The sequence below is a fragment of the Algoriphagus taiwanensis genome (assembly GCF_036245645.1).
GTDB lineage: Bacteria > Bacteroidota > Bacteroidia > Cytophagales > Cyclobacteriaceae > Algoriphagus > Algoriphagus taiwanensis.
On record NZ_BTPE01000014.1, the window covers coordinates 14,095 to 40,122 of the forward strand.

Here is a 26,028-nt window from a genome sequence, read left to right on the forward strand (position 1 = left end):
CTAAAAGCAATTTTTTGAAATTCAAAACCTCTGGACCATTACTTAATTACTTGGATCCAGCCTTTGAATTCATGGGTTCTTCCTTCCTTATCCACTGCTTTTAGAACATAGAAATAGGTTCCGGCTACCTGACCCGAAGCACTCCAGTCATTTTGATAATCAGTAGCTTCCAAGACATGGTCGCCGTAACGGTTAAAGATCACAATCTCATTGCTGATGAATTTGCCCAATCCCAGAATTTCGAAGGTATCATTATCCCCATCTACTGTACTAGGGGTAATTACATTCGGAATACGGAATGGAAGGATTTCTCCTAGATTTTCCGCCTGATTGTCCAAAGGATTGATATCTTCTTCCTCTGATTCGACTCGGGCAATGTTTAGAATTTGTCCAGGGTCACCTGCCTTGACTTTTATCCTGAGAACAATCTGACCACCGGAAGGAACAAATGGAACACTCCAAGTCACTGTGTCGCCATTAACTTGAGGATTTCCAACCTGGATCTGAGGACTGCTCACATTCAGCACATTGGAAGAGATGTAGGTCAATCCTGAAGGGAGAATATCTGTGATTACCACTTCAGTAGCCGGAGTTTCGCCAACATTCGTAATCGTCAATTGGTATTCAAATTCATCTCCTTCGTAAATTTCATCAGAGAGACGATCCTTCAAAATGGAAAGATCTACTTGGTCATTTTCTATAATGATCGTGATAATCGCAGGGTCCTCATTTTCAGGGAAGTCTGCCTCCTGTAAGCTGTAAGTTATCTGATAAGTACCCGGTGCGTTTAGCCCAGGAATAATCACCAAGTTGCCTTCTTCATCTACAGATACTCCCAGCATACCGCCAAGGTCAGTAATCTGAATCAGGACGTCCTGAGGAAGAGGCCTTTCACCATCCAATAGATCATTGGCTAGGATGTTTCCTAAGGTTCCTCCAAAGCTGACAGAGATTGGTCCGAATAGATCATCATTTGCGATGATTTCTTTGTCAGATTGCTGCCTACAAGTAATCCCGTAATCAAAGTCGACGATGGATTGAGACTCAAATATCTTAGTCTGAACCTGAGGTGTAGTAAATTCACACACTACCTTGAATCTTGGTTCTTGGACTCTACCTCCCTGATTTGGAAGGATTTTTACCAATCCGGTAGAAACTAAACTCAATCCGTTTTGGGCAAACTGATCATCAGGGTTAAGAGTGATGGTAAATTCACCCAATGGTTGATTCGGAGGCAATAGATGCTTCCAGAATCCAAATGCCCCGATTGACTCTGTGGCTTGGTATCCGTTTGGCCCCTGAATTTCCAGATTGGCACCTGAAGGGTTACCGAATCCTGCCTTGTTCAATTCACCAAAGTTTTCCAGCCCCTCGAAGCTGCCATCGCCGTTGAGGTCTATCCATTCCCACTGATTCAAATCAATAGAAAGACCCGGACTCACAGGATTTTGGGTTACCTGATCATCCCCATTGGCATCATACCATTCATTTTGTTCCGCATCCCCATTCAGGTCATACCAGACAAAGCCCTGGATATGGAGTAGGCCATTGGCTTCCGTTCCAAGATTATATTCAAAGTCTTGATTTACATATCTACAAGTCGCAATAGTAACCTCAGCCGTATTTCCATTTACTGCAAACAAGTTCTGGGCCTTGTTGAGGTTTCGGTCAAATACCTCAATTCGGTAAGCACCTGTAGGAATATTTCTGAGGAAATATCTTCCATCTGCATCGGTAAGGGTCAATCGCTGAGAGTTATCAGGATAAGTGATGATCAACGGAACATTGGCAAGACCCAAATTATCCACCAAATTGATCACTCTTCCCGTGAGCAAGGTTGAATTGGCACAGACAACCCGTACTTCCGCAGAATCTGTATCCTCAACAGACTGGTTTTGTGAGTCAATTCCCGTTACGGTAGCTATGTTGGTAATTGGAACTTGTGCCAAAATATCATCCCAAGTAACGGTATAGACCGTATTCAAACTTACCGATTCACCCACTTTCAAGTCACCAAGCAATGAATCAAGTCCTGTCAATGGATCCGTAATTTGGACATTAATCAAATCCACCACTCCGGTGTTTTGTACCTCAAGTGTATAGGTAATTACTTCTCCCTCGCTTTCCACGGATGATTTGTCTGCAGACTTGGTGATGGAAATTTCAGGCCTCAAAGCAGAAAGATCCAAATTCACGATGGCAGTATCCCTAGCCAAAACCAATTCCAAAGAAGGTCCAGAACCTGTCGCAGTCGCAATATTTTCGATCTGTTTTGCGTCCACGTCTTGTTGAGTAACCGTGTATACTGCACTCAAAGTTTGAGACTGATTCGGAGAGAAAATGCCCAGATTACTTGAAATAGAAAGCATCGGATCCTCTAAAATCACATCTCTCAGTGTAGTAATGCCAGTATTTTGAATTACAAAGGTATAGGTGATCAAATCCCCGACTTTTTCATAAGTGTCTGGATTTGCCGTTTTCGTCAATTCAAGTTTGGATCTGACTACTCCCCCTACGGTTCCCTGAACAAATGCCTCAGCCACATCCGATACTTGTGATCCTGAAGAGGAAACTCCTGTCACTGTGGCAATATTCAATACAAAATTTTGATCGATATCTGCCTGATTTATAGTATAGGTAGTATTGACTGTAGAGGTCGATCCAGGCATCAGAGTACCTAGCTGTTGATTCAGCTGAGTCAATGGATCTGTCAATAGAATTCCGGAAAGAGTTTCATTTCCAGTATTTTCTACAATTAAGGTATAGGTAATTAAATCCCCCAACTCGTTGAAATTTCCTGGATTCGCTGTCTTGGTCAAAGCAATTCCCGGAGTCTGGATAGCAGTCACCGTAGCACTTGCCGTGGCAGTTTGTGCGGATTGGTTTGGAGCGGTGCCTGTCGCCGTAGCCGTATTCACCACGCTACCGTTGTCCACGTCCGTCTGGTTGACCGCATAATTGGTCGTGACCGTAGCAGACTGGCCTGGAAGCAGGTTGCCCACATTGTCATTCGCATTGGTCAATGGATCCGTAACCGTGGTATTGGTCAAGGTCACGTTTCCGGTGTTGGTTACGATCAGGGTATAGGTGATCAAATCACCGGCCTGATCGTAGGTCGTTGGATTCGCTGTCTTGGTCAAGGCAATGCCCGGAGTCTGGATAGCAGTCACCGTAGCACTTGCCGTGGCAGTTTGTGCGGATTGGTTTGAAGCGGTGCCTGTCGCCGTAGCCGTATTCACTACGTTACCATTATCAACATCCGTCTGGTTGACCGCATAGTTGGTCGTGACGGTGGCAGACTGGCCCGGAAGCAGGTTGCCCACATTGTCATTCGCATTGGTCAATGGATCCGTAACCGTAGTATTGGTCAAGGTCACGTTTCCGGTATTGGTTACGATCAGGGTATAGGTGATCAAATCACCGGCCTGATCGTAGGTCGTCGGATTCGCTGTCTTGGTCAAGGCAATGCCAGGAGTCTGGATAGCAGTCACCGTAGCACTTGCCGTGGCAGTTTGTGCGGATTGGTTTGGAGCGGTGCCTGTCGCCGTAGCCGTATTCACCACGCTACCGTTGTCCACGTCCGTCTGGTTGACCGCATAATTGGTCGTGACCGTAGCAGACTGGCCTGGAAGCAGGTTGCCCACATTGTCATTCGCATTGGTCAATGGATCCGTAACCGTGGTATTGGTCAAGGTCACGTTTCCGGTGTTGGTTACGATCAGGGTATAGGTGATCAAATCACCGGCCTGATCGTAGGTCGTTGGATTCGCTGTCTTGGTCAAGGCAATGCCCGGAGTCTGGATAGCAGGTATTTCTAATCTATCCGTGGAGCTCACCACTCGATCACTCAAATCCCTGCCTCTTGCATTAGCGACATTGAGAATGCTACCATTATCCACATCCTGCTGGGTCACTGTGTAGTTTTCCTGAACAAAGACGACTTGGGTAGGCACGAGCTGACCGATATTTCGATTCAAATTGGTCAATGGGTCAACTACCGTAACGTCAAACAGGGTCTCATTTCCAGTATTGGTCACTTCGAGAGTATAGCCAATCACTTGACCCGCTCTGTCGTATTCGATCACATTAGCTGTCTTTTGCAATCGCAATGCAGGATCCTGAATTGCTCTAATCGTTGCAGTGGCAGTTGCAGTTACGGACTGATTATTTGCCCCAAGTCCTGTGGCAGTAGCCACATTCACTACTGTCCCCTTATCGATATCAGATAGAAGGATTGAATAATTCGCATTTATCACTTGAGATTCAGTCGGAGCCAAGTCGCCCACATTTACCGATGTGCCGGTCAAAGGATCCTCCACCACCACGTCTGCGATGGTCAAATTACCTACGTTAGAAACGGTAAGCGTATATGTGATTTGCTCTCCTTCTGCATTGTATGTGGTCGGATTAGCCACTTTTGTAAGTTTGAGGGCAGGATTAGAACTTGAAGGTGTGACCACCTGAGCCTGATCACTTACAGGTGTCTGATTCTTCGCCACTCCCGTTACTTCAGCATCGTTGGTTATAGAACCCTTATCCAAATCCGCTTGAGTAACAGTATACGTTGCAGTCACTACTTCTACCTGACCCGGATCCATAGTACCTATGTCATCGGACAATCCAGTCAATGGATCTGTCAAGACCACATTTTCAATGGTCAAGTTCCCAGAGTTAGTGACAGTCAAGGTGTAAGTGATTACCTCATCCACTGCATCATAGATGTTCAAATCCGCATTCTTGGTCAACTCGATGCTAGGTCTTTGGATTGCCAAAATGGTCTCATTAGCAGTGGTTTCAATATCCAACTGATTTGGATCTGTTCCTGCGGCAGTGGCAATGTTGACTACTTGACCATTATCCACATCATCTTGGGTAATCGTGTAGACGACCACACCCGATCTATCCTGACCTGGTGCAAGGCTTCCGATATTCACATTGAGGCTGGTCAATGGATCAGTAACCGTCACATTATCCAAGGTGACATTTCCTGTGTTGGTTACTTCCAGGTTGTAATTGATGATATCCCCTACCTGATCGTAAGTCTGCGGAGTTGCTACTTTGGTCAAGGAAATACCCGGAGTCTGAACAGCCGTCACAGTAGCGGTCGCTCCTGCGAACTGGGAGGATTGATTTGGATCCAATCCGGTCACCGAAGCCACATTTATTACAAATCCGCGATCCAGATCTTGCTGGTCGATCACATAGTTTCTGGAAACTGTGATGACGTCTGCTGGAGCAAATGAACCAAGATCCAGAGAAGAAATATTCACCAATGGATCTTCCAAGATCACCGGATTCAATGTCAGGTTTCCGGTATTGGTCACAATGAGGTCATAGCTAATGACATCACCTACCTGGTCATAGGTAGTCGGACTGGCTATCTTTTGAAGTCCGATTCCCGGAGACTGAATGGCAGTAACGGTAGCCGAAGCCCCAGCAGTGATATTTGCATTGATCACGCTAGATCCGGTGGCTGATGCGATGTTGACAAACTCCCCTGCATCCACATCCGCTTGAGTTATGGTGTAGCTACCTGTCACCACTGCATTTTCAAATGGAAGCAAGGTGCCCACATCCTTATCTGGGCCGAGGATAATCAGTGGATCATCGATCGTCACATTGGTAATGGTAAGGTTGCCCACATTGATCACCGTCAACTCATAATCGATCACGTCTCCGGTTTTGGAGTAGGTAGCAGGAGTTGGAACCTTTGAAAGAAGCAACCTTGATCCCCGAACAGCATTGATGGTCTCGGTAGCGTCGTCTTTTACCGGCCTTCTAAATGGATCAAATCCTATGGCTCCTGCTGTATTGACGATGGATCCATTGTCTACATCTGACTGAGTTACCGTGTAGGAAGTAGTATAAGTCACACTGGCATTTGGTGCAAGGGATGGTATGGTTTCCTGTAATTGGGTAAGGTCGTCCAGTACGGTTGTATTGAGCAAGGTCAGATTGCCTACATTTTTCACTACAATCTCGTAATTCACCACCTGACCTCTGAAGATATAAATCTGGGTTTGGGCAGTCTTGGTCACCTGAATTTTAGGTGCTTTAGTCGTAAATACCCTCTCCTCATCTGTATCCGTGACCACAGTTGGAATAGCAGCAGTGGTGGTGCCGGTTACAGTGGCCGTGTTTGGAATAGAAATCTGGGTATCAAAATCATTCTGATCGGTAGTGTAGCTAGTTGGAATCACCGTACTAGCTCCAGGGGCCAAAGTGCCCAGATTCAAGTTGTTAATTCCTGTCAGCGCATCGTTGAGTGTCACATTGACCAAGGTGACATTACCTGTATTGGTTACGGTCAATTCGTATGGAATCACATCACCTGCTTGGACTACAGTATTCACCAGAGCATTTTTGTTCAATGTGATCGACGGGTTTCTACTTGCCGTGACAATGGCCGAATCCTCATCTCTCAAAGGATTGATAGAGCCAATGCCATTCCCTGTTACCGTTGCGGTATTGGTTACAAAACCTTGGTCAAGGTCATCTTGATCTACCGTGTAGCTAACTGTCACCACAGTGGATGACCCCGGTAAAATATTTGACAGGCTTAAGTCAACAGTTCCAGTCAATGGGTCATTCAACAGGAGATTTTCGAGGGTGAAGTTTCCAATATTGACTACCTCCAATTCATAGTTGATGATATCTCCGGGCTTGCTGTAGGTTTTTTCAATTGGAGTTTTGATCAATTCAAGACCAGCGTCATCCACAGAAACTACAATCGCTCTATCAGTAGCTGTCAGGTTAGTACCGTCTACTGCTACTGCAGTAGCAGTAGCCAAATTGATAAATATCCTCTGCTGCAAGGCATCCAGAGTAACAGTTCTCGCGGCCGATGCAGTGAAAGACTCACCTGGGCTTAGATCTCCTACCACTTGGTTGAAATTGATCAGAGGATCATCTATTTCCACATCTTCTACCGTGATGTTACCCACGTTGGTCACTACAAAGGTGAAAGTGACAATTTCACCGGTATTTACCACAACAGTAGGATTGGCTGATTTTTCCAACTCAATGGCAGGATTGGTGAGAGCGTTAATTCTTACATCATCCTGATCCATAACAGGTCCAGCTGAAGAGGTGGCATTTACCTCCGCCAAGTTTTCGATAAATCCTCTGTCCAAATCTACCTGCGTCACGGTATAGGTGGTGGTATAACTAACCGAGGTACCCGAAGCAGGAGCGGGATCTAAAATAACAGGAGCCGAAGTGAAGCCAGTGAGGTTATCAGTCACCACTACATCAGTCAAGGTAAGATTTCCGATATTCTCTACTTCCAGTGTGTAAGTGATCACTTCGTCCACAGACTGGAAGGAAGTCCTATCCGCAGTTTTGGTGATTTCTACCACAGGATTTTGGGCCGCTGTAATCAATTCGATTGCCGATTCTCCGACCACCGTACCAAATGGATCCGTTCCGGTAACACTTGCCGTATTTTCTATTTGTCCCAAATCAAGATCTGTTTGCGAGACGGTATAAGTGAGCGTCTGAACCTCACTCTGTCCGGGATCCAAATCAGAAATGGCAATTGGTGCGGCAGCAATCAGCGGGTCTTGCAAGGCAATGGAATTCAGGCTGACATTACCCACGTTGGTGACCGTGAGATAGTAGGTGACTACTTCTCCGGCAATGGAATAGAACTGTGGATCGGCCACCTTCACCAATTGAATAGCCGGCAAAACATCCGCCGGAACAATCAATTGATCCGTTGTTTCCAAGTTTTGATTTTGAGGACCGGTAGCGGTCACTGTCGCTGTATTTTCACGCTCCCCAGCATTCAGATCAGCTAGCTGTATGCTATAGCTACCAGTGACTGTCAAGGTTTCGCCAGGAGCAAATGATCCAAGGTTTGAATTTGTAATTCCTGCGATTGGATCATTGAAGGTCACATTATCCAAAGTGACATTCCCCTTGTTGGTAGCCACTAGCTGGTAATTGATCAAATCTCCCTCTGCATCGAAACTTGATACATCGGCAGTTTTCTCAAGAATGATGGAAGGAAGCTGTATAGCCGTCACCGTCGCTGTGGCAGCTGCTTCCAATGGATTTTGATTGGTGTCCACTGCTGTGGCTGTGGCATTATTGATCACCAAGCCGGCATCCAGATCCGTTTGGGTAATCGGATAAATTCCACTGAGGGTTTTACTTTCCGCAGGTGCAAGTGTACCCAAGGATTGTCCGATAATACCGGCCAAAGGATCATTCAAACTAACCTGATCCAGAGTCACATTGCCCGAATTCGTGACTACGAATTCATAACGTATGTTATCTCCCACATTTTGATAAGTGGTTGGATTTGCGGTTTTGGTCAAAGTCAAGTCAGGAGTCTGGATAGCCGTCACCGTTGCTGTTGCAGTGGCAATTTGGTCCGTGTTATTTGGATCAGTTCCTGTGACTGTAGCTTGATTAATGACTTGACCTTGATCAATATCAATCTGGGTAATAGTATAAGTCGCGGTAATCACCTGACTGTCTCCCGGAGCAAATGAACCCAGAACTTGAGCATTGATTCCAGCGATAGGATCATTTAAGGTAACCGGATCGAGGGTTACGTTACCGGTATTCTGCACAGTCAGAGTATAGGTAATCACATTGCCCACCGCATCGAAGGTTAATGGATCGGCTGTTTTCTGAAGTGAAATACTCGGAGTCTGAATGGCGTTGACTAGGGCATCATCTGTATCCGAGATGATTGCCAAAGTAGGATCAGTGGCTTCCACTGTCGCAGTGTTGGTGACGCTACCCGCATCCACATCTGCCTGAGTCACTGTATAAGTGGTGGAAATGGAAGCCGTTTGTCCAGGAGCCAAATCACCTACCGTCACATCCGTACCGGTAAGCGGATCGATGATCTCTGCATTGCTCAGAGTGACATTGCCGGTATTTTCAACCTCGATAGCATATTCGAGGACATCTCCAGGGGCATCATAGTCTGAAGTAAGTGCACTTTTGACGATTTCAATATCCGGATTCTGGATTGCAGGTATGAACAACAAGTCCAAATCAAATACAAAAGTAAATATGGGATCGAAACCTTCTGCAAAGGCCAAGTTGATCTTTCCTCCTTGATCCACATCATCTTGGGTAGCAGTATAAGTTACTGTTCTGGTCTCAGTTTGTCCAGGAGCCATTTGTCCGATAGGCAATACCAAATTCAGGATAGGATCCTGAATATCCACTGAGAATAAAGTTACATTGCCGGTGTTACTTACCTCAAAAGAATAGGTGATCAAATCTCCAGCCTGAGTGAATTCACTTACATCGGCAGTTTTGATTACAGTGATTTCTCCGATGATGATACCTGTTACGGTCTCAGAATCCTGCAACTGAAGGATTTGACCTCTTGGCTCCGTCGCCACTACAGTAGCGGTATTATTTACCACACCTGCATCCATATCCACCTGATTGGTGGTATAGCTAGTAGTGACCACTTCTACCTGACCTGGGGAAAGAGTTCCCAAGTTTTGATTGGTTCCGGTAAGCGGATCTGTCACCACCACATTGGTAAGGGTGACATTTCCTGCATTGGTCACCGTCAAAGTATAATCAATGACATCTCCAGCCGCATCAAATTGATTGACTAAAGCAACTTTTTGGAATGTCAATCCCGGATTTTGATTAGCTGAAATAGTCAGATTATCCTGATCCTCAATCTGTTGATTGCCCGGATCCAAAGCAGTCGCTGTGGCAATATTGTCTATAAACCCAAAGTCGATGTCGGCCTGCTCCACGGTGTAGATACTGGTCACCTGAATGCTCTCGCCCGGTATCAAAGTACCGAGATTTTGATCGAGGCCTGTCAATGGATCCTTCACCACTACATTGGTTAGGGTCACATTGCCGGTGTTGCTGATGTCTAGGGTGTATTCAATTTCCTCTCCCGCCGTGGTGTAGGTGGATTTATTGGCAGTTTTTACCAACTCAATCATCGAATTCTGTACTACTGTCACAGTTACCGTGGACTGTCTTTCCAGGGTGGCGCTCATAGGATCTACCCCTGTTGCTGTGGCGGTATTGATCACAAATCCAGCATCCAATTCCTGCTGAGTGACTGCATGGGTAGTCGTTCTGGCATTTCCAACATTTGGAGCCAGGCTACCTACATTGACAGATAGATTGGTCAAAGGATCAATCACCGTGACATTCGAAAGAGTCACATTTCCGGTATTTCTTACATCTAGTGTGTATTCAATCAGTTCACCCAAGGTGCTTACCTGAGTCTTGTCTGCCGTTTTCTCGAAGAAAAGATCAGGAGATTGAGTGCCGGTAATCGTCAAAGTAGCTTGATCATTGACAGTCCTTCCAAACGGACTTACTCCTGACACCAGTGCAATATTGATAATTTCACCTGCATTCAGATCAGCTTGATCCACAGAATAAATACCTGTGATAGTTTGAATATCCTGAGGAGCCAAATCCCCGAGATTTTGATTGATTCCGAGTAGGTTATCTGCCAAAACCACATTGGAAAGGGTAAGATTTCCGGTATTTTCTACGACCAATGAGTAATTGATCGCATCCCCAACCGCATCAAAATCTGTCACATCTGCAAATTTGATCAGACTGAGGGATGGACTGGCATCAACCAAGGAAACAGCCCGGTCTGTATCACTGTAAACAACCTGATTTGGACCTGTGCCCTCTGCTTTTGCCACATTACGGATGAATCCTCGGTCCAAATCCCCTTGATTTACAAAATAGCTAGATGTAAATGTTGCGGATTGGGTAGGCTGTAGGAGTCCCAGATTGGTAGTGACACCTAGCAACGGATCCTCCAAATTGACCGGATCCAAGGTGAGATTTCCGGTATTGGTGACGATGAAGGTGTATACCAGTTCTTCACCCTCTTGGGCAAATCTGACTTTATCGACGGTTTTGGTCAGCGTCAAATCACCTGCCTGATTTGCCAAGACTCGCAGGGAATCATTTGCAAAAATTGGCTGTCTAAATGGTGTAAAGAAGATACTGCCTGCTGTATTGTCAATGAATCCACGGTTGATATCATCCTGAGAGACAGTGTAAGGCTTAGTAAAGGTAAGGCTCTGCCCCGGTGCAAGATTTAGATTCCTTTCATCCAGGTTGATTTTTGCATCTACCACGAATCCTCCTGTCAACGTGAGGTTTCCAGGATTAGAAACGACCAACGTGTAGTTGACTACATCCCCGGCATCATTCACCGTGCTGACATCCGCGGATTTATCCAAGGTAAGTCGAGCATTTCTGAGCACCGGAATTCTGAGCGAAGCTTGATCGGATACCTGAACACCATTGAGATTTTCTGCGGTAGCAGTGGCCGAATTAGGGATGACCAAAAGATCAATATCCGCTTGAGTTACCGTGTAATTTCTGGTATAAATCAATGGTGGGTCCGTAGGTGCCAAAGCCGCTACCGTTTCATCCAGACCTACCAGTAGATCCACCGTATTCACCTGGAATAAGGTTTGATTTCCTACGTTCTCCACCTCAATGGTGTATTGAATTACCTCCCCGGCGGCACCTATTTGGGCTTTATTTGCCGTCTTGGTAATCTGGATAACTGGATTTTGAATTCCCTGAACAATCTCTGTAGCTTCTTGACGTACACTCGCTCCACTGATTCCTCCACCTTCACCTCTTCCGGTGACGGTAGCGATATTCACTACTTCTCCAGCATCTATATCATCCTGATCCACCGTGTAAGTAACCGAACGTACCACAGACTGACCTACAGGAAGGGTACCAATCGTCTCAGTATACCCGGTATTGCTATCTTCCAATACAAGATCTATCAATGTGACATCTCCTGTATTGGTCACAATCAATTCATAAATGATTTGATCGCCAGGATTTGCATATCCGGATTTTTTGCCGATTGCAAACTTATCGAGCTCTACAGCTGGTCTTCCGGTTGAGATGGCAAAGGCAACGTCTTTCGCACTGATGACTGTTTGATCGGGTTCAGTGGCATTAACGGTTACCTCGTTTCGGATGATTCCAGTAGGATCGTCCACATCACTTTGCTGTACTGTGTAGGTAAAGGATCGGGTAATGGATGCTCCCGGAGCCATCAATCCCAAGTCTTCGGAATAGCCGATTCGAGGATCGCTGATTTGAACAGGATCCAGGGTTACATTGCCTGTGTTGGTGATAATGAAATCATAAACCAGCAGATCTCCGTCTGCTTGGAAGATTCTTGGGGTAACCAGCTTTCTAACTTGAATTCCTCCCAATTGAATTCCCTGAACGGTCCAACTGTCTTGCAATTGAAGCGGATTACCGGAAGGACTTTCTGCATTGACTGTGGCGGTATTAATAAAATCGCCGTTGTCCAAATCTACTTGAGTGAAGTCGTAGGTAACTTGAACTACAGTGCTTGCACCTGGATTTAAAGTAAGAGTTGGGCTGGTATAACTCAGCTTTGGATCATTGATTACTACATTGCTAAGCGTCACATTACCTGTATTGCTGACTTCCAAATCGTAGGTTACTTGTTGATTTGGAGCAAAGAAGAAGAATCGATCTCCTTGTTTGGTAAAGGTCAACTGCTCGATTTGGTTGGCAAGAACCTCAACAGAATCGATGTCAGAAATAAGACGATTTGCGGGAGATACTGCAGTGACTGTGGCTGTATTAACCAAAGAACCATTATCCAAGTCGGTCTGAGTAATGGAATAGATACCTGTAACGGTGGAGCTCGCCCCTACCTGCAGCTCTCCAATGGACACATTCAGGCCTAGTTTACTATCCACCAATTGGGTATTCTCCAAAGTCTGATTACCGGTATTTGTTACAACCAATTCGTAATCAATAACCTCGTCTACCGCAGAATATGGGCCGTTCGGTGTCGTTTTGAGTAGTGCAATTTCAGGATTTTGGATCGCTCTAACGGTAGCCGAACCGACATCACTAACTGAAGTAGCTGATGGATCTCTACTTACTCCAGTTACAGAAGCAGTATTGACAAACAAACCTGCATCCAAATCTGCTTGCTGGATGGTATAACTGGTAGTGTAAACCTCGGTCTGCCCCGGGTCAAGTGTTCCCACAATTACAGTCAGATTGGTTTCATTGTCGACCAATTCCACCTGATCCAGAGTGACATTTCCAGTATTAGTTACTTCGATGTCATAATTAATTATAGTTCCAACTTGGTCATAAATTCCTTGACTTGGTGTCTTCACCACCTCAATACCCGGATTTAGAGCGGCAGGAACAGTAATCTGGTTAGTGATAGCCTCTTGGGTATTGCTATTCACATCTACACCCGAGGCTGTAGCCGTGTTGGAGTAGCTCCCTGCATCCAAATCCACCTGTGCGACCACATGCCTTGCCGGAACATCGACTACCTGACCAGGAGCGAGAGAAGGTATTGGATTGGTCCCAAGAATTTCTGCCTTAGGATCAGTGATATTGATGTTGGAAAGAGTCACATTACCTGTGTTTTCCACAGAGATTACATATTGGATTTCCTGTCCAACTGCACTGTAAGAGGAAGTTGCTGTCGACTTAGAAGCTGCGATTCCAGGAGTTTGAATAGCAGTAATTACCACCTCATTGGACAAATCCTGCACTGCGACAGACTGAGGGGTTCGACCTGTAGCGGTAGCCACATTGCGGTATTCTCCCGCATCTAGGTCTGCCTGAGTTACATCATGGGTAGCTGTTAGGTTTTTGCTTTGTCCGGGAGAAAGCTTAAACTGACCGGTTGAAACTACTGTATTTGGATCGGTAACCACGACTTTACTGATCGTGACATTACCCCTATTCGTCACCACCAAATCATAAGTAATTCGCTCACCAACTCGGTCATAAGTGGATTGTCTTGCACTTTTTACAATTTCCAATACCGGATTTTGCAAAGCAGGTATGGTCACTGTATTTGAGTTGCGAGACAGCAGTTTGCTGTTCGGATCCAAGCCTGTACCAGAGGCGGTATTGATATAGCGTCCAGCGTCAAGGTCAGCCTGGACTACAGTGTGCGATGCAGTCACTGTGGCCACCTGACCAGGGAAAAGGATCGGGATAGGTATACCGGAATTGATAACGGCCTTAGGATCCGAAACCGACAAAGCTGTCAGGGTAACATTTCCGGTATTTTGAACCAAAATGGTATAGTTCAAAACATTTCCGACGGCATCATAAGAAGCTGTACTGCTTGATTTGGTCAGGGTGAAATCCGGTCGCTGAACAGCAGGAACAGTGACTCTATTGGTTTTTCTGGAAATCAATGTACCATCCAGTTCCTTACCCTCTACATCGGCAATATTTTCGTACCTACCTGCATCCAAGTCAGGTTGAGTCACAGTATGGACCGCATTGACGATTACTGATTGCCCCGGAGCCAAAACCGGTATAGGATTGGCAGTCGGGTCAATTTCTGCCTTGGGATCCGTTATGATCACATCAAACAAGGACACATTACCTACGTTCTCAACTAAGAATGTATAATTGATCACATCACCAACGGCATCATAATTTGGTGTAGAGGAGGACTTAGCTACCTTGAGTTTGGGGTTTTGGGTCGCCAAAAGGGTCTTACTATCGGTGGCCGATAGAATGTTGTTGTTTAGGTCACGTCCGGTGGCAGTAGCTACGTTAATCAATTCTCCTACATCTACATCTTGTTGGGTAGTGAGATATTGGACATCAAAGGCCAAGAACTCTCCCGGTGACAACAATGGAATCAAGGTATCCAGCCCTACTTTAGGATCTTCTATTCTGAGATCGAAAATGCTTACATTCCCGCTGTTTTGAGCATATAGGTTATAAGTAATAACCTCTCCCGGTTGGAAGTACCCACTTTGCTGGACACCTTTTCCAAAGTTCAATCCCGGAGTCTGAGCCCCATTAATGGTCTCGGTATCGCTGTCTGAAATAGAACCTCCATCCGGTTTTTTGCCAACTGCCTCAGCGGTATTGACAATGGTGCCAGCATCAATATCATTCTGATTCACCAGATACTGCTCAGTATAGGTGAAACTTTGACCCACTCCCAGGAAGCGGATAAAGTCATTCAGTCCTGTCTTCGGGTCTGTGACTGCGATATCAGTCAGGTTAACATTGCCATCGTTTCGTATCTCAATAGTGTAGGTAAGGGTCTCTCCGACGGCATTATAGCCACTTTGTTGTGCTCTCTTGTTGACCGTAAGGACAGGGTTGACTATAGCAGGGATCGTGTCTCTTCCGATGGCTGGTGCAAGGTTTCCTTGGGTAGGAGTCCCAGTTGCAGTGGCCACATTGACAAATTCTCCATTGTCTACATCTTGCTGTTTGGTCGTATAGTTAGCAGTATAAGACCATACTTCCCTAGGCTCGAGTTTACCATTATTGTTCAGGTCACCACCTCGGAAGGTAGGGCCTGAAGACACTCCCGGATCCACCACATTGATATTGCTGATGGTCACATTCCCAGTATTGGTCAGGAGCAAGGAATAGCTCAGGGCGACACCAGGTCGATTGTAATTATTCGGAGAAGTAGTACTTATCTTATCCAATTTCCAGCCTGGCAAGGCCAATGCCGGTACATCTTCGGTATCCTTGACATTGGCAAGGTTTCCGAAGGTCAGTTGACCAGAGGCGGTTACTTCATTGATATATCTTCCCCGATCGAGATCTGCCTGGGTCGCCGTGTAGGAAGCCGAATAGGTCCAAGTTTCATTGACATCCAGGAGATTGTTGGTATTGGTATCGCCTGATTGAAGGGTAGGGCCCACACTTGCTCCCGGGTCAGAAACCACCACATTTTTAATGGTCACATTTCCGGTATTCGCGAGGACAATTTGGTAATTCAAAATCTCACCGACAGCGCGGAAGTTTTTCGGATTATTCGTAGCAGTCTTATTGATCGTCCATCGGGCATTTATGGTCGCATTGACAGTAGCTTTTCCGGTTTCAGAGATAGAAGCCGAACTAGGCAAAGTGCCGGTAGCTGTGGCAGTGTTCTCAAATTTACCATTGTCCACATCGGCTTGGGTAGTGGTGTAGGAGGTAGTATAGGTCCATATTTCCCCAGGAGAAAGAATGCCGTCATTTCCGGTATCTCCGCCGGTAAATTGAGGAGCAGCTGTCTTCGGATCGGATACAGACAGGTTGGTAACCGTGATGTTTCCGGTATTTTCTACCGTGATCGTGTAATTGATGAGGACCCCAGGAGCGGCAAATTGGCTGATGCTCGGGGTCTTGGTGACCTTCAGTTTTGGATTTTGATTGACAGGGGTTCTTACTGTCTGATTTCGGGTGACCTTACTTCCATCTACCTGCGCGACCAACTCCGCATCATTTTCCACATACCCCCGATCCAAATCTACTTGGGTAACGGTGTATTGAGTGGTGTAGGTGATGGTTTGGCCCGGATCGAGTCTAGGCTCACTTTCAGACAGATTTGTCAGCGGGTCATCCGTATTGACCACGAAATAGGATAGGTTACCGGTGTTTTCTACTTTCAACAAGTAGCTGATGACGTCACCTACTTGGCTGACACTGGCCGGAGTGGCTGTTTTGGTAAATCGGATACTTGGGTTTTTGGAGGCAATTACAGTAACTGTTTGCTCATCTTTGATAGGTTGACCAAACGGTCCTCTGGCATTGACTTCCGCAGTATTGATCACCCTTCCTGCATTCAGATCGTCTTGGGTGACTGTGTAAGTTTCCGTATAGGTTTGGCTTGAAGAAACAGATAAGACCGGTAGATTGACATCCAATCCAGTAAGAGGATCGGTAATCTGTACAGAATTCAGCGTCACATTTCCGGTATTGAGGACAATGATGGTATAGTTCAGTAGGTCTCCTGCGGAATCATATCCCTTTTCTGCTACTGACTTCAAAATGTCGATTTTTGGATTTTGGGAGCCATTGAGTTCCACGGTCGAGATATCCCTGACCTTGGAAGGTAATAGAGGAGCGTCGCCAACTACTTCGGCAATATTTAGGATTCTTCCCTCATCCAGATCTTGTTGAGTTATAGAATAATTTACTGTGAATACCTGAACTTCACCTGGGGCCATATCTCCAATGATATTGGTGTATCCCAGTCTTGAATCCTCCAATACCACATTTTCCAAATCGACATTCCCATTATTTCTGACCCTCAATTCGTAAGGAACGATTTCCCCAACGAAGGAATAGCCGAAGGCAAGTGCAGTCTTCTCTAGATCAATGCTCGGATTAGCCGCTCCACCAATCACATTGGAATCTCCATCTCCCACGTTTCCTCCATCCGGATCTTTTCCTGTGACCGTAACGGTATTGGTTAGGTTACCCCGATCCAAATCAGCTTGAGTAATGGTATATGTCCCTTGATAGGTCCAAATCTCGGTAGGGTCCAATTTGGAATCATTGTCAGTATCCACCCCAAGGAAGGTCAGCGGATTGATCAAAGGATCATCTATCACTAGATCCGAAATGGAAACATTGCCAGTATTTCTGACAATTATTGTATAGGTAATCACCTCATCCACATTGCTGAAGCTGTTAGGCTGAGCAGATTTAACTACGTCAATGGATGGATTTTTAGAGCCGGTTACGATGTCCGTATCTGTATCTGTTAGAGTATCATTATCCGGATCGGTACCGGTAACTGTAGCATTATTGGTGACTGTACCATTATCCACATCATCCTGTGTGACCGTGTAGGCCCCAGTGAAGGTCCATATTTCTCCCGGATCCAAAATATTATTTCTGCCAGGACCGGATGGAGGAGACAAATCCCCGGATATATAGGTAAGGCTGATCAAATCATCAGTCACCTGCACATTATCCACTCGGGTATTTCCTGTATTCTGGACAAAAATGGTGTAGGTAAGAATATCCCCAGCCGTATCATATCCTTGCTGACCAGCTACTTTGGTCAAGCTGATAGAATTGGTTTTCGAGCCATTCACCGTTACCGTATCCGAATCGGTCAAGGTGTTATTATCAGGGTCTGTTAACTCAACTGAGACCACATTTTGAACCCTGCCATTATCTACATCATCCTGAGTAATGGTATAAGTGCCTTGATAGTCCCAAGTCTCACCCACATCCAATTTCCCGACAGTAGGTCCATCACCGGATACCAAACTCAAATCGCTTCCGGCTATGATGGAATCGTCAACCGAAACATTGTCCAAGGTCACATTTCCTGTGTTTTGGATTTGGATGGAATAAGTAATTACCTGACCCGGACTATTAAAGCCCGTAGAGGTGGTGGTTTTATTGACCTCAAAGGAAGGATTCTTCACCGGAGTGGAGGTTGCAGAATCGGAGTCAGTGACATCTCCTCCCTGAGAATCTTTCCCTTCGACCGTTGCAGTATTCGTTACAGGTCCATTATCTATGTCATTTTGGGTGACCGTGTAGGTATTGCTATAGGTGAAAGTTTGTCCGGGAGCAAGGTCACTTACAGGGAAAACCCCAGCTCCAAAGAAAGGATCTGTCAGCTCTAAACTGGACAGGCTAAGGTTACCATTATTGGTGACAACCAGGGTGTAGGTGAGCACCTCACCTGCCATAGAATAGGTGCTTGGACTCACATTTTTTGTAAGCTCAACCGAAGGATCAAAAATAGCATTGATGGTCTCATCATCAGTGGCATTCGGAAGGGTTCCTCCTGGAGGTGTACCGGAAGCAGTGGCTGAATTGGTGAAGGATCCTGCATCCAAATCTGCCTGCTTGATGGAATAGGTAGCTGTGTAGGTCCAAATCTCGTTGGGATCCAAGTCTCCGTCTGAATCCGTATCGCCGGAAACGAAACTAGGACCGGTGGTAGCTTTAGGGTCTGAAACTGCCGGATTATCAATGGATACATTTCCGGTGTTGTCTACCAACAAGGTATAGGTAATGGTTTGACCTGCCCGATCGTAGGTTGCCGTGCCGGCACTCTTAGTCAAAGTCCAAGAAGGATTTGGTGTAGCCGTGGCCGTAGCATCATCAGAAATTTCAGGAAGGTTTCCTGCAGGGGATTTGGAAGTGGCGCTGACAGAATTGGTAAAACTTCCCGCATCCACATCGGCCTGAGTTACGGTGTAGGTGGTGGTGTAAACCCAAGTTTCACCAACATCCAAAGTTCCCGGATTGGATACATCTCCCGAAACCAAAACCGGATTGGCTGTCTTCAAGTCAAAGAGGGAAACATCTGTGATGCTGATATTTCCGGTATTTTCAACCGATATGGTATAGCTAAGGACATCTCCAGCGTTTTCATAGGTGCCTGGACTGTCCACTGTTTTTTGGATAGTCCAATCAGGCATCTGATCTGCTGGAACAAAAATACTGGCATTGTCATCTTGGAGATTCCCCAAAATCGATTCCCCGGAAACGGTGGCCGAATTGGTAACTCCTCCTTGATCAATATCCGACTGAGTAACAGAATAGGAAGCCTGATAGGTCCATATCTCATCCGGGTCGAGTTTGCCATCGGTATTGGTGTCCCCGGAAGTCAAAGTCAGAGGAGAACCTGAAATAAGAGGATCATTGACTTCCACATTTTCCAAAATCAAATTGCCGGTATTCTCTACCAAGATGGTGTAAGTAATCACCTCCCCTGCGGTGGTGATGGTGGTTTTGTCTGCTGATTTGGAGATATCAAATCTTGGTGTCTGGGCAGCATTGATGGTAAGGTTCCCAACCTTATCAATGGTAGACCCTGGATTTTTGGGGTCATCTGTAGAAACAGAGGCGGTATTGGCTATGCTTCCGTTTTCAATATCTGTCTGAGTGACGGTATAGGTACTGGTCGCTACGACTGTTTGGCTAGGCGTAATGCTAGGAATGGTCGTCATCAAACCGGTCAACGGATCATCGATCTCCACATCTGTCAGTGTGACGTTTCCAGAATTGATAATCACTATACCATAGGTGATCACTTCTCCGGCCTGACTGTATCCAGTCTTATCAGCCCGCTTGATTACGTTGTAATTCGGCACCTGAACTGCCTGAATCGTCTCATCATCAGTAGCATCTGTGAGGATTCCCTGTGCGGGATTACCTGTGGCTGTAGCAATATTGGTATAGCTTCCCGCATCCAAGTCGGCTTGGACTATGGTGTGTTTGGCATTGTACACCCACGTTTCTCCCGGAGCCATCACCTGATCGTTACCCAAATCCCCGGAGGCATAGGCAGGACCAGGGGCATCTGCTCCCGGATCTGAAACTACTACTTGGGTAATAGAGACATTTCCGGAGTTGGTCACACGAATTGTATAATTCAATACCTGACCCAACTGGCTGTAAGGTTGGCTACTGCTGGTTTTCTGGACGGTCAATTCCGGATCAGGAACTGCATCCACAGTGACCGTATTCGAAACTCCTGGAGCTAAGATACCTCCTGCAGGAGTGCCGTTAGCTGTGGCCGTATTGCTGTAGCTACCCGCATCGATGTCTGCTTGGATGATGGTATATGTCGCGCTGTAAGTCCAGGTCTCTCCTACATCCAGGGTTCCCGTAGGAGCATTGTCTCCCTGTATCGTACCTGAAATTGTCGTATTCGGATCGGTGAGCGTCACCCCGGTGACGCTGACATTTCCTGTATTCTCTACTAGTATTTGATAGCTGATCACATCACCGACTTGGTCGTAATCCGATGTGTTCGTCGATTTGGTGACAGTCCAAGAAGGATTCTGAACTGCATTTACCGTGACCGTATTGGAAACCGCAGGAGTTAACGATCCCCCGGCTGGAGTTCCATTGGCTGTAGCTGTATTACTGTAGCTACCCGCATCGATGTCTACTTGGGTGATGGTGTATGAGCCTCCATATACCCAAGTCTCTCCCACTTCTAATTTTCCTGCAGCTCCTCCATCTCCACTAGTCAATACTGGTGGAGATAACAATAAATTATCAGTCAAACTGACATTGCTAATGCTGACATTTCCTGTATTGGACAATTGGAATTCGTAAAGGATCACCTCTCCTACTTGAGAATAATCCGTAGCCGATGTTGACTTTGTCAAAGTCCAAGCTGGGCTTTGAATGGCATTAACCGTTACAGTATCTGATGCGGGAGTTGGGGCACCAGCAGCTGAGGTTCCTGTCGCAGTTGCAATATTTTGGAACGAACCTGCATCAAGGTTATCTTGGGTTACCTGATAGGTCAAAGAATAGGTCCAAGATTCACCAATTCCCAAAATCTGATCTGATCCTGTATCTGAATTTGGATCTAGAGTTGGGCTTTGGTTGATAGAAAGGTCTTGGAGGTTTACATTGGAAATAGCAACGTTGCCGGTATTCTCCAAAACAAATTTGTAATCTATGGGATTTCCAGCTGCATTAAAGCTTGGGGTACTGGAAGTTTTGGTAAGTGTCCATGAGGGATTACCTGGACCAGTAACTATTGTAAAGACTGCATCATTAGGAAGGTTGACTCCATTAAATACCGCAATAGAATTATTAAAGGAAGAGGCATCCAATACTGATGGGTTTCCATCCGTAAAGTCCCCATTTCCATCGATATCGATGAGTAGCTTAATCTCATTTGTTTGGGTAGCAGTAATCGATATTCCTGATAGATCAACTGTTAACTGAATTGTTCCTGGATCACCGGTTCGCTGTACTTTCCATTCCCTTTTTAAGCGAAAAGAACCCAGATTTGCAGGTATATTGGTAGTTAGAGTCGTCAATGAATCAGCATTGTGCCCAATCATCAAGAAGTCCCCATCATCTAGGGATGAGGCATTCCGGATTACGATATTTCCTTTTCCTGAAATTCCGGTACCATCTCCATTTCCTGTATTCATACTATTGGAGGATGCTTGGAGCAGCCCTCCTTTATCATCTCTTCCGATACCAAAAATATCGTACTGGAAATTAGTTTTTACAGTTCCCGTCCAAACTGGCTGTTGCTGGCTATTGATATAATCGAAAGGATTTAATCGGTTTCCAAGGGTAATCCCATATTTAATAGCCAAGTAAGATTGAACAATTTTCCTTTCCGTATCAGTCAAAACCTTAGGATATACTACTAGTTCCGAAATATCTACTTCATTAAAAGTGTTGCTATATCCCCCGATTACAAAAGCGAGACTATCACCCGGTGAGCTATAAGAACCAGCTTCAGTTTGTCCTGCAATACCATTGGTATTCAGGGAAAGTGATTTGGTACCATTAGAATTAGTAGTGGAAACCATATCAGTAAGGATAATTTGACCATTTCCGGGGCTAGAAGAAGGACTTGCTGAAAAAGTATTCTGATAGGCAACTCCATTATCTTGAATGGAAATTTTGACTTGGCCGGAACCATTATCCATGGAATAAATCGCATCTCCAGACCCTTTGACTCTATAAACGGCAAACTGAGTTGAAGTTTGTGATGAACCCGACAATCCTAATACCTCTGGTAATTTTTGGGTAATCATTCGGTCATCTACCCCATCAAAAGAAACACTCCTGTTGAAATTGATTTGGTTTACACCACTAGTATTAAGTGTTGGTCTTGCATTTCCCGAGGCATTGGCTAAGGCTGTAAATTGGCTACCGATATTGGCCCATTGGTTGACTGATCCTCCAGTGAAATCGACAGCCTTATCCGCAGCATACCATAGAATACTTTGTGAAACACCACCTGCATCCTGTCGAAGTGTCAATAAAGTGAAGACTGCATTATCGGGCAGGTTGATTTGATTAAATTCAACCACATTGGAGTTGAATGAAGATGCAAAAATTCCATCGACCTGACCATTGGTAAAGTCACCATTGCCATCTCGGTCAACCAAGAGAAGGAAATTAACCGCCGTGGTCCCCGAAACAGTCAACCCGGTCAGATCAAACTTAAGAGTGACAGCACCGACATTTCCTGTTTGTTTTACTTTCCATTCTCTACCCAGTCTTTTTCCTCCAGGCAAGAATATCGGAAGATCAGTACTTTGTTCAGTTAAAGGCCCATTATTATGACCTACTAACAAAAATTCTTCGTTGTCTAAATTGGTTGGATCTTGGATTACCAAATTCCCTTTTCCGGCCTGTCCGCTGCCATCTCCGCTTCCTGTATTGATGCTGTTGGATGAAGATTGATTTAGTCCGTTGGTATCGTCTTTTCCAATACCGAAGACATCATGATGGTATGATGCATTTGCAGAGGCATCCCAAATAGTTGTACCATCACTTTTTACGTAATTTCCTGCCAAATGAATACCATACTTAATAGCTAAATAAGATTCCACTTTCAGCTTATCGGCAGCCGAAAGGCTGCTTGGATACAATACTATTTCCGCTACTTCTGCTTTGGCATGCGCCCACCCGGTGGCAGGTTGTGACCCAGCATTATTCGTACCTCCAATCATAGGCGAAAAGACCAGACTGGCAAAATCACTTCCCGAGCCTGCTGTTAATGTTTGATTGGCTCCATTATATCGGCCGGTGGCAAAAGGAGAGGCTACCAATGATACATCCATGTTGACCAAACCATAGGAATTGGTAAGACCTGCCGCCGTAAAGGATGAATAAGTTAAAAACTCTCCATTGCCGACCCAACTGGTATTAGCTCCGGCACTGGCAAAAATGGCTTTTCCGTAGGCTCCACTAGGGGCGGTAGCACCTAGAAAATTGGAGTTATTGTCCGTGTGCTTGTAAACAGCAAAACCATCTACATAGGTTATGTTGGTATTACCATTAAGACGATTGGACGGCAAGGCTGTGACGGCATCGGTATTGTTGAAGGTTACAGCAGGGTTAAAATTGATGGCGTTGGCTTTATAGCCAGGTGTTCCTGTAACGGTAAAGGTATTGATTCCCGCCTGGTCTGTCCAGCCGGTTAGGTTCGCACCGCTGTTGGTAGCGCCTGCATTTGCTTTTAGCCATAGGTTGGTTCCCGAAACCCCTGGAATAGTTCTCACCTGTAATGTTGATACCGACGATGTAACTGGATTACAGGCAAATGCCGAATTTCCAACAATAACCCGGTACTGATAATTATTAAAAGAAATTGGAACATTATTGATGGTTAAATTTGCCGCTTGGGTGTTGGCATAATTAGTCCCATCTACCAAATCCGTAAAAGTTGCCCCTCCATCCGTGGATACTTGCCATTGATAAGTTAAATTGTTGCCTGCTCCAACTACGGAGATTACTGCCGATCCCGTTGACTCAGCTCCTATTGTGGAATTAGGCTGTGTAGTAATTGTATTTGCTGTTCCCGCTTCCTGAAAATCAAAAATTCCATTTCCATCTCCGTCTTTTGGAGTGGTATATCCAGTTCCACTGGTGACTCTTCCTGTTGATGGATCAACTACAACAGGAATCGGGCCCAACTTTCCATCCCCGTCAGGATCCAAAAATCCTGCTTCCACCACATCAAAACAACCATCCCCATCGCTATCCAGATTTCTAAAGTCATATTGTCCAGGTACATTTGAACCAGAAGTTGAATTTTTATGGGATCTTACATCAGCACTGAAGGTAAGCGTTTGGGTACTTATCGATCCCGGTCCATCCTGATTTTGGAAACCAGAACCTATGGTTACTCCCGAATCAAAATCCACTAATGGAACAGGGTTTGGTTTTGAATTAGAAATGAAACTTAAAATATCTTGTCTTGCTGGAGAACTACCATCCGTTACATCCACCATTAAGCGGACAGTTCGGTTGATCAAATCAAGCTCTAATTGTGGATTGCCTTGATTTGTCCATGGAGCCCATGCATAACTAGTACTTCCCCCGCCAAACTTAGCTCGGATAACTTCATTGTTATAATTTGAATAATTGAAATTTACAATCACTACACCATCTACCTCGATGTATAGGCCATCATCAAAAGCTCCCGTGGTGAGATTTACCTGGACGTTGGTCACCACCTCTTCTGGAGCAAAATCCACATTGATATTCACCCGGCTGACCGTCCCCGTTCCTCCACCGCTTCCGCTTTCGCCCGGTGCTGTGGCGGTAAAAGCAAACCTACCAGTTGAATTATTACTTGTAATTGCGTACCCGGATGAAGGGCTGCTGATAGATGGGCCATTGGCCGCTGTTTGTGAAGTTGAATAGGAAACGGTAGAACTAGGATTTGCCGGAATTACTCCTCCAAATCCTTCATCAATATCAGAGATTCCATCATTATCGTCATCCTCATCCTGATTGTCTGGTACACCATCCCCATCAAAATCATTGGATTCATCATCCTGAATGGTGATCGTCAAATTTTGCTGAAATCCATCCCCATTGGCATCCAGATTTGATAGATCCCCTGTAACCTGTGAAACCCGAAGGGTTAGATTTCGGGTACCACGGTTAAATTGATTATTAAGAAGTGTCAGTCCTATCGGAATGGAATCCGCCAAACTGTACCTTCCTGCTGGAATGGTAATGGTTTTTGTTGGAAAGCTATATTCAACCCCTTCGGACGCATTACCCCCTGAAACTTCAAATGTGACAGTTGAGGCAGTTTTAACTTCTCCATTAATTCGAAGGTAAGGTCTGTAAGCCCCATTTGTTTCTGATACGGTCACAGCACTTCTGGTAAATTCAGAAAGCGCAGTCAACCCGATTGTGATATTATCCAAAAAATTTCCTGAGCCACCTGCCGTTGTAGCTTCAAACCCAATTTGATATACTCCAGTAGTTCCTGTGAAAGTGAAGGTTCCAGATCTGCGATCCCATGAGGAGGTACTTGTTGCAGTATGAGTATCTAGTGTAAAGAGCTTTGTGTTTCCATTTTGGCTATAAATGGAATACTCAATTTGCTCTGTGGCGCCAGCAATCCGTTGGCGATGGTAATATTCCCAATTAAAGGTTTCTCCATTCACCAAATAAACTATTTGGTATAATCGAGAAGATTGAGAAACATTTAATTCTACAAAGTAATCCCCTTGCTGTGCAGGTACACTATTGAATCCTGATCTCCAATGTTCTATTGGAAATTGAGTATTGTTAAAGACCGGATGGGTAGAATACCACCCATCGATTTGAGGGTTTGGACCAGCTTGTGAAGCAAGGTAAGCCACAGTTGTGTGTGGAATACCAGAACCTGTTTCGAAAGATGGATTTACAATAATTCGGTTTTGACCATAGGATTCAAACAAAATCCCTAGGATACAAAAAAGTAAGAAAAGGGGCTTAGCGTAAAATTTTGTCATG

1 protein-coding gene is annotated in these 26,028 nt (G+C 45.3%); it reads right to left on the reverse strand.

Annotated features, from left to right (window positions below; translation table 11 throughout):
* Window positions 1-38: 38 nt before the first annotated feature.
* A complete protein-coding gene (locus AAA938_RS16830) occupies window positions 39-26,027 on the reverse strand; it encodes a DUF7507 domain-containing protein (RefSeq protein ID WP_338229929.1) in 25,989 nt (8,662 codons plus the stop codon).
* Window position 26,028: the final 1 nt, after the last annotated feature.

Bases quoted from the DNA above. Each gene is read 5' to 3' on its own strand.
- AAA938_RS16830 (WP_338229929.1), bottom strand. From the start codon at position 26,027: ATGACAAAATTTTACGCTAAGCCCCTTTTCTTACTTTTTTGTATCCTA.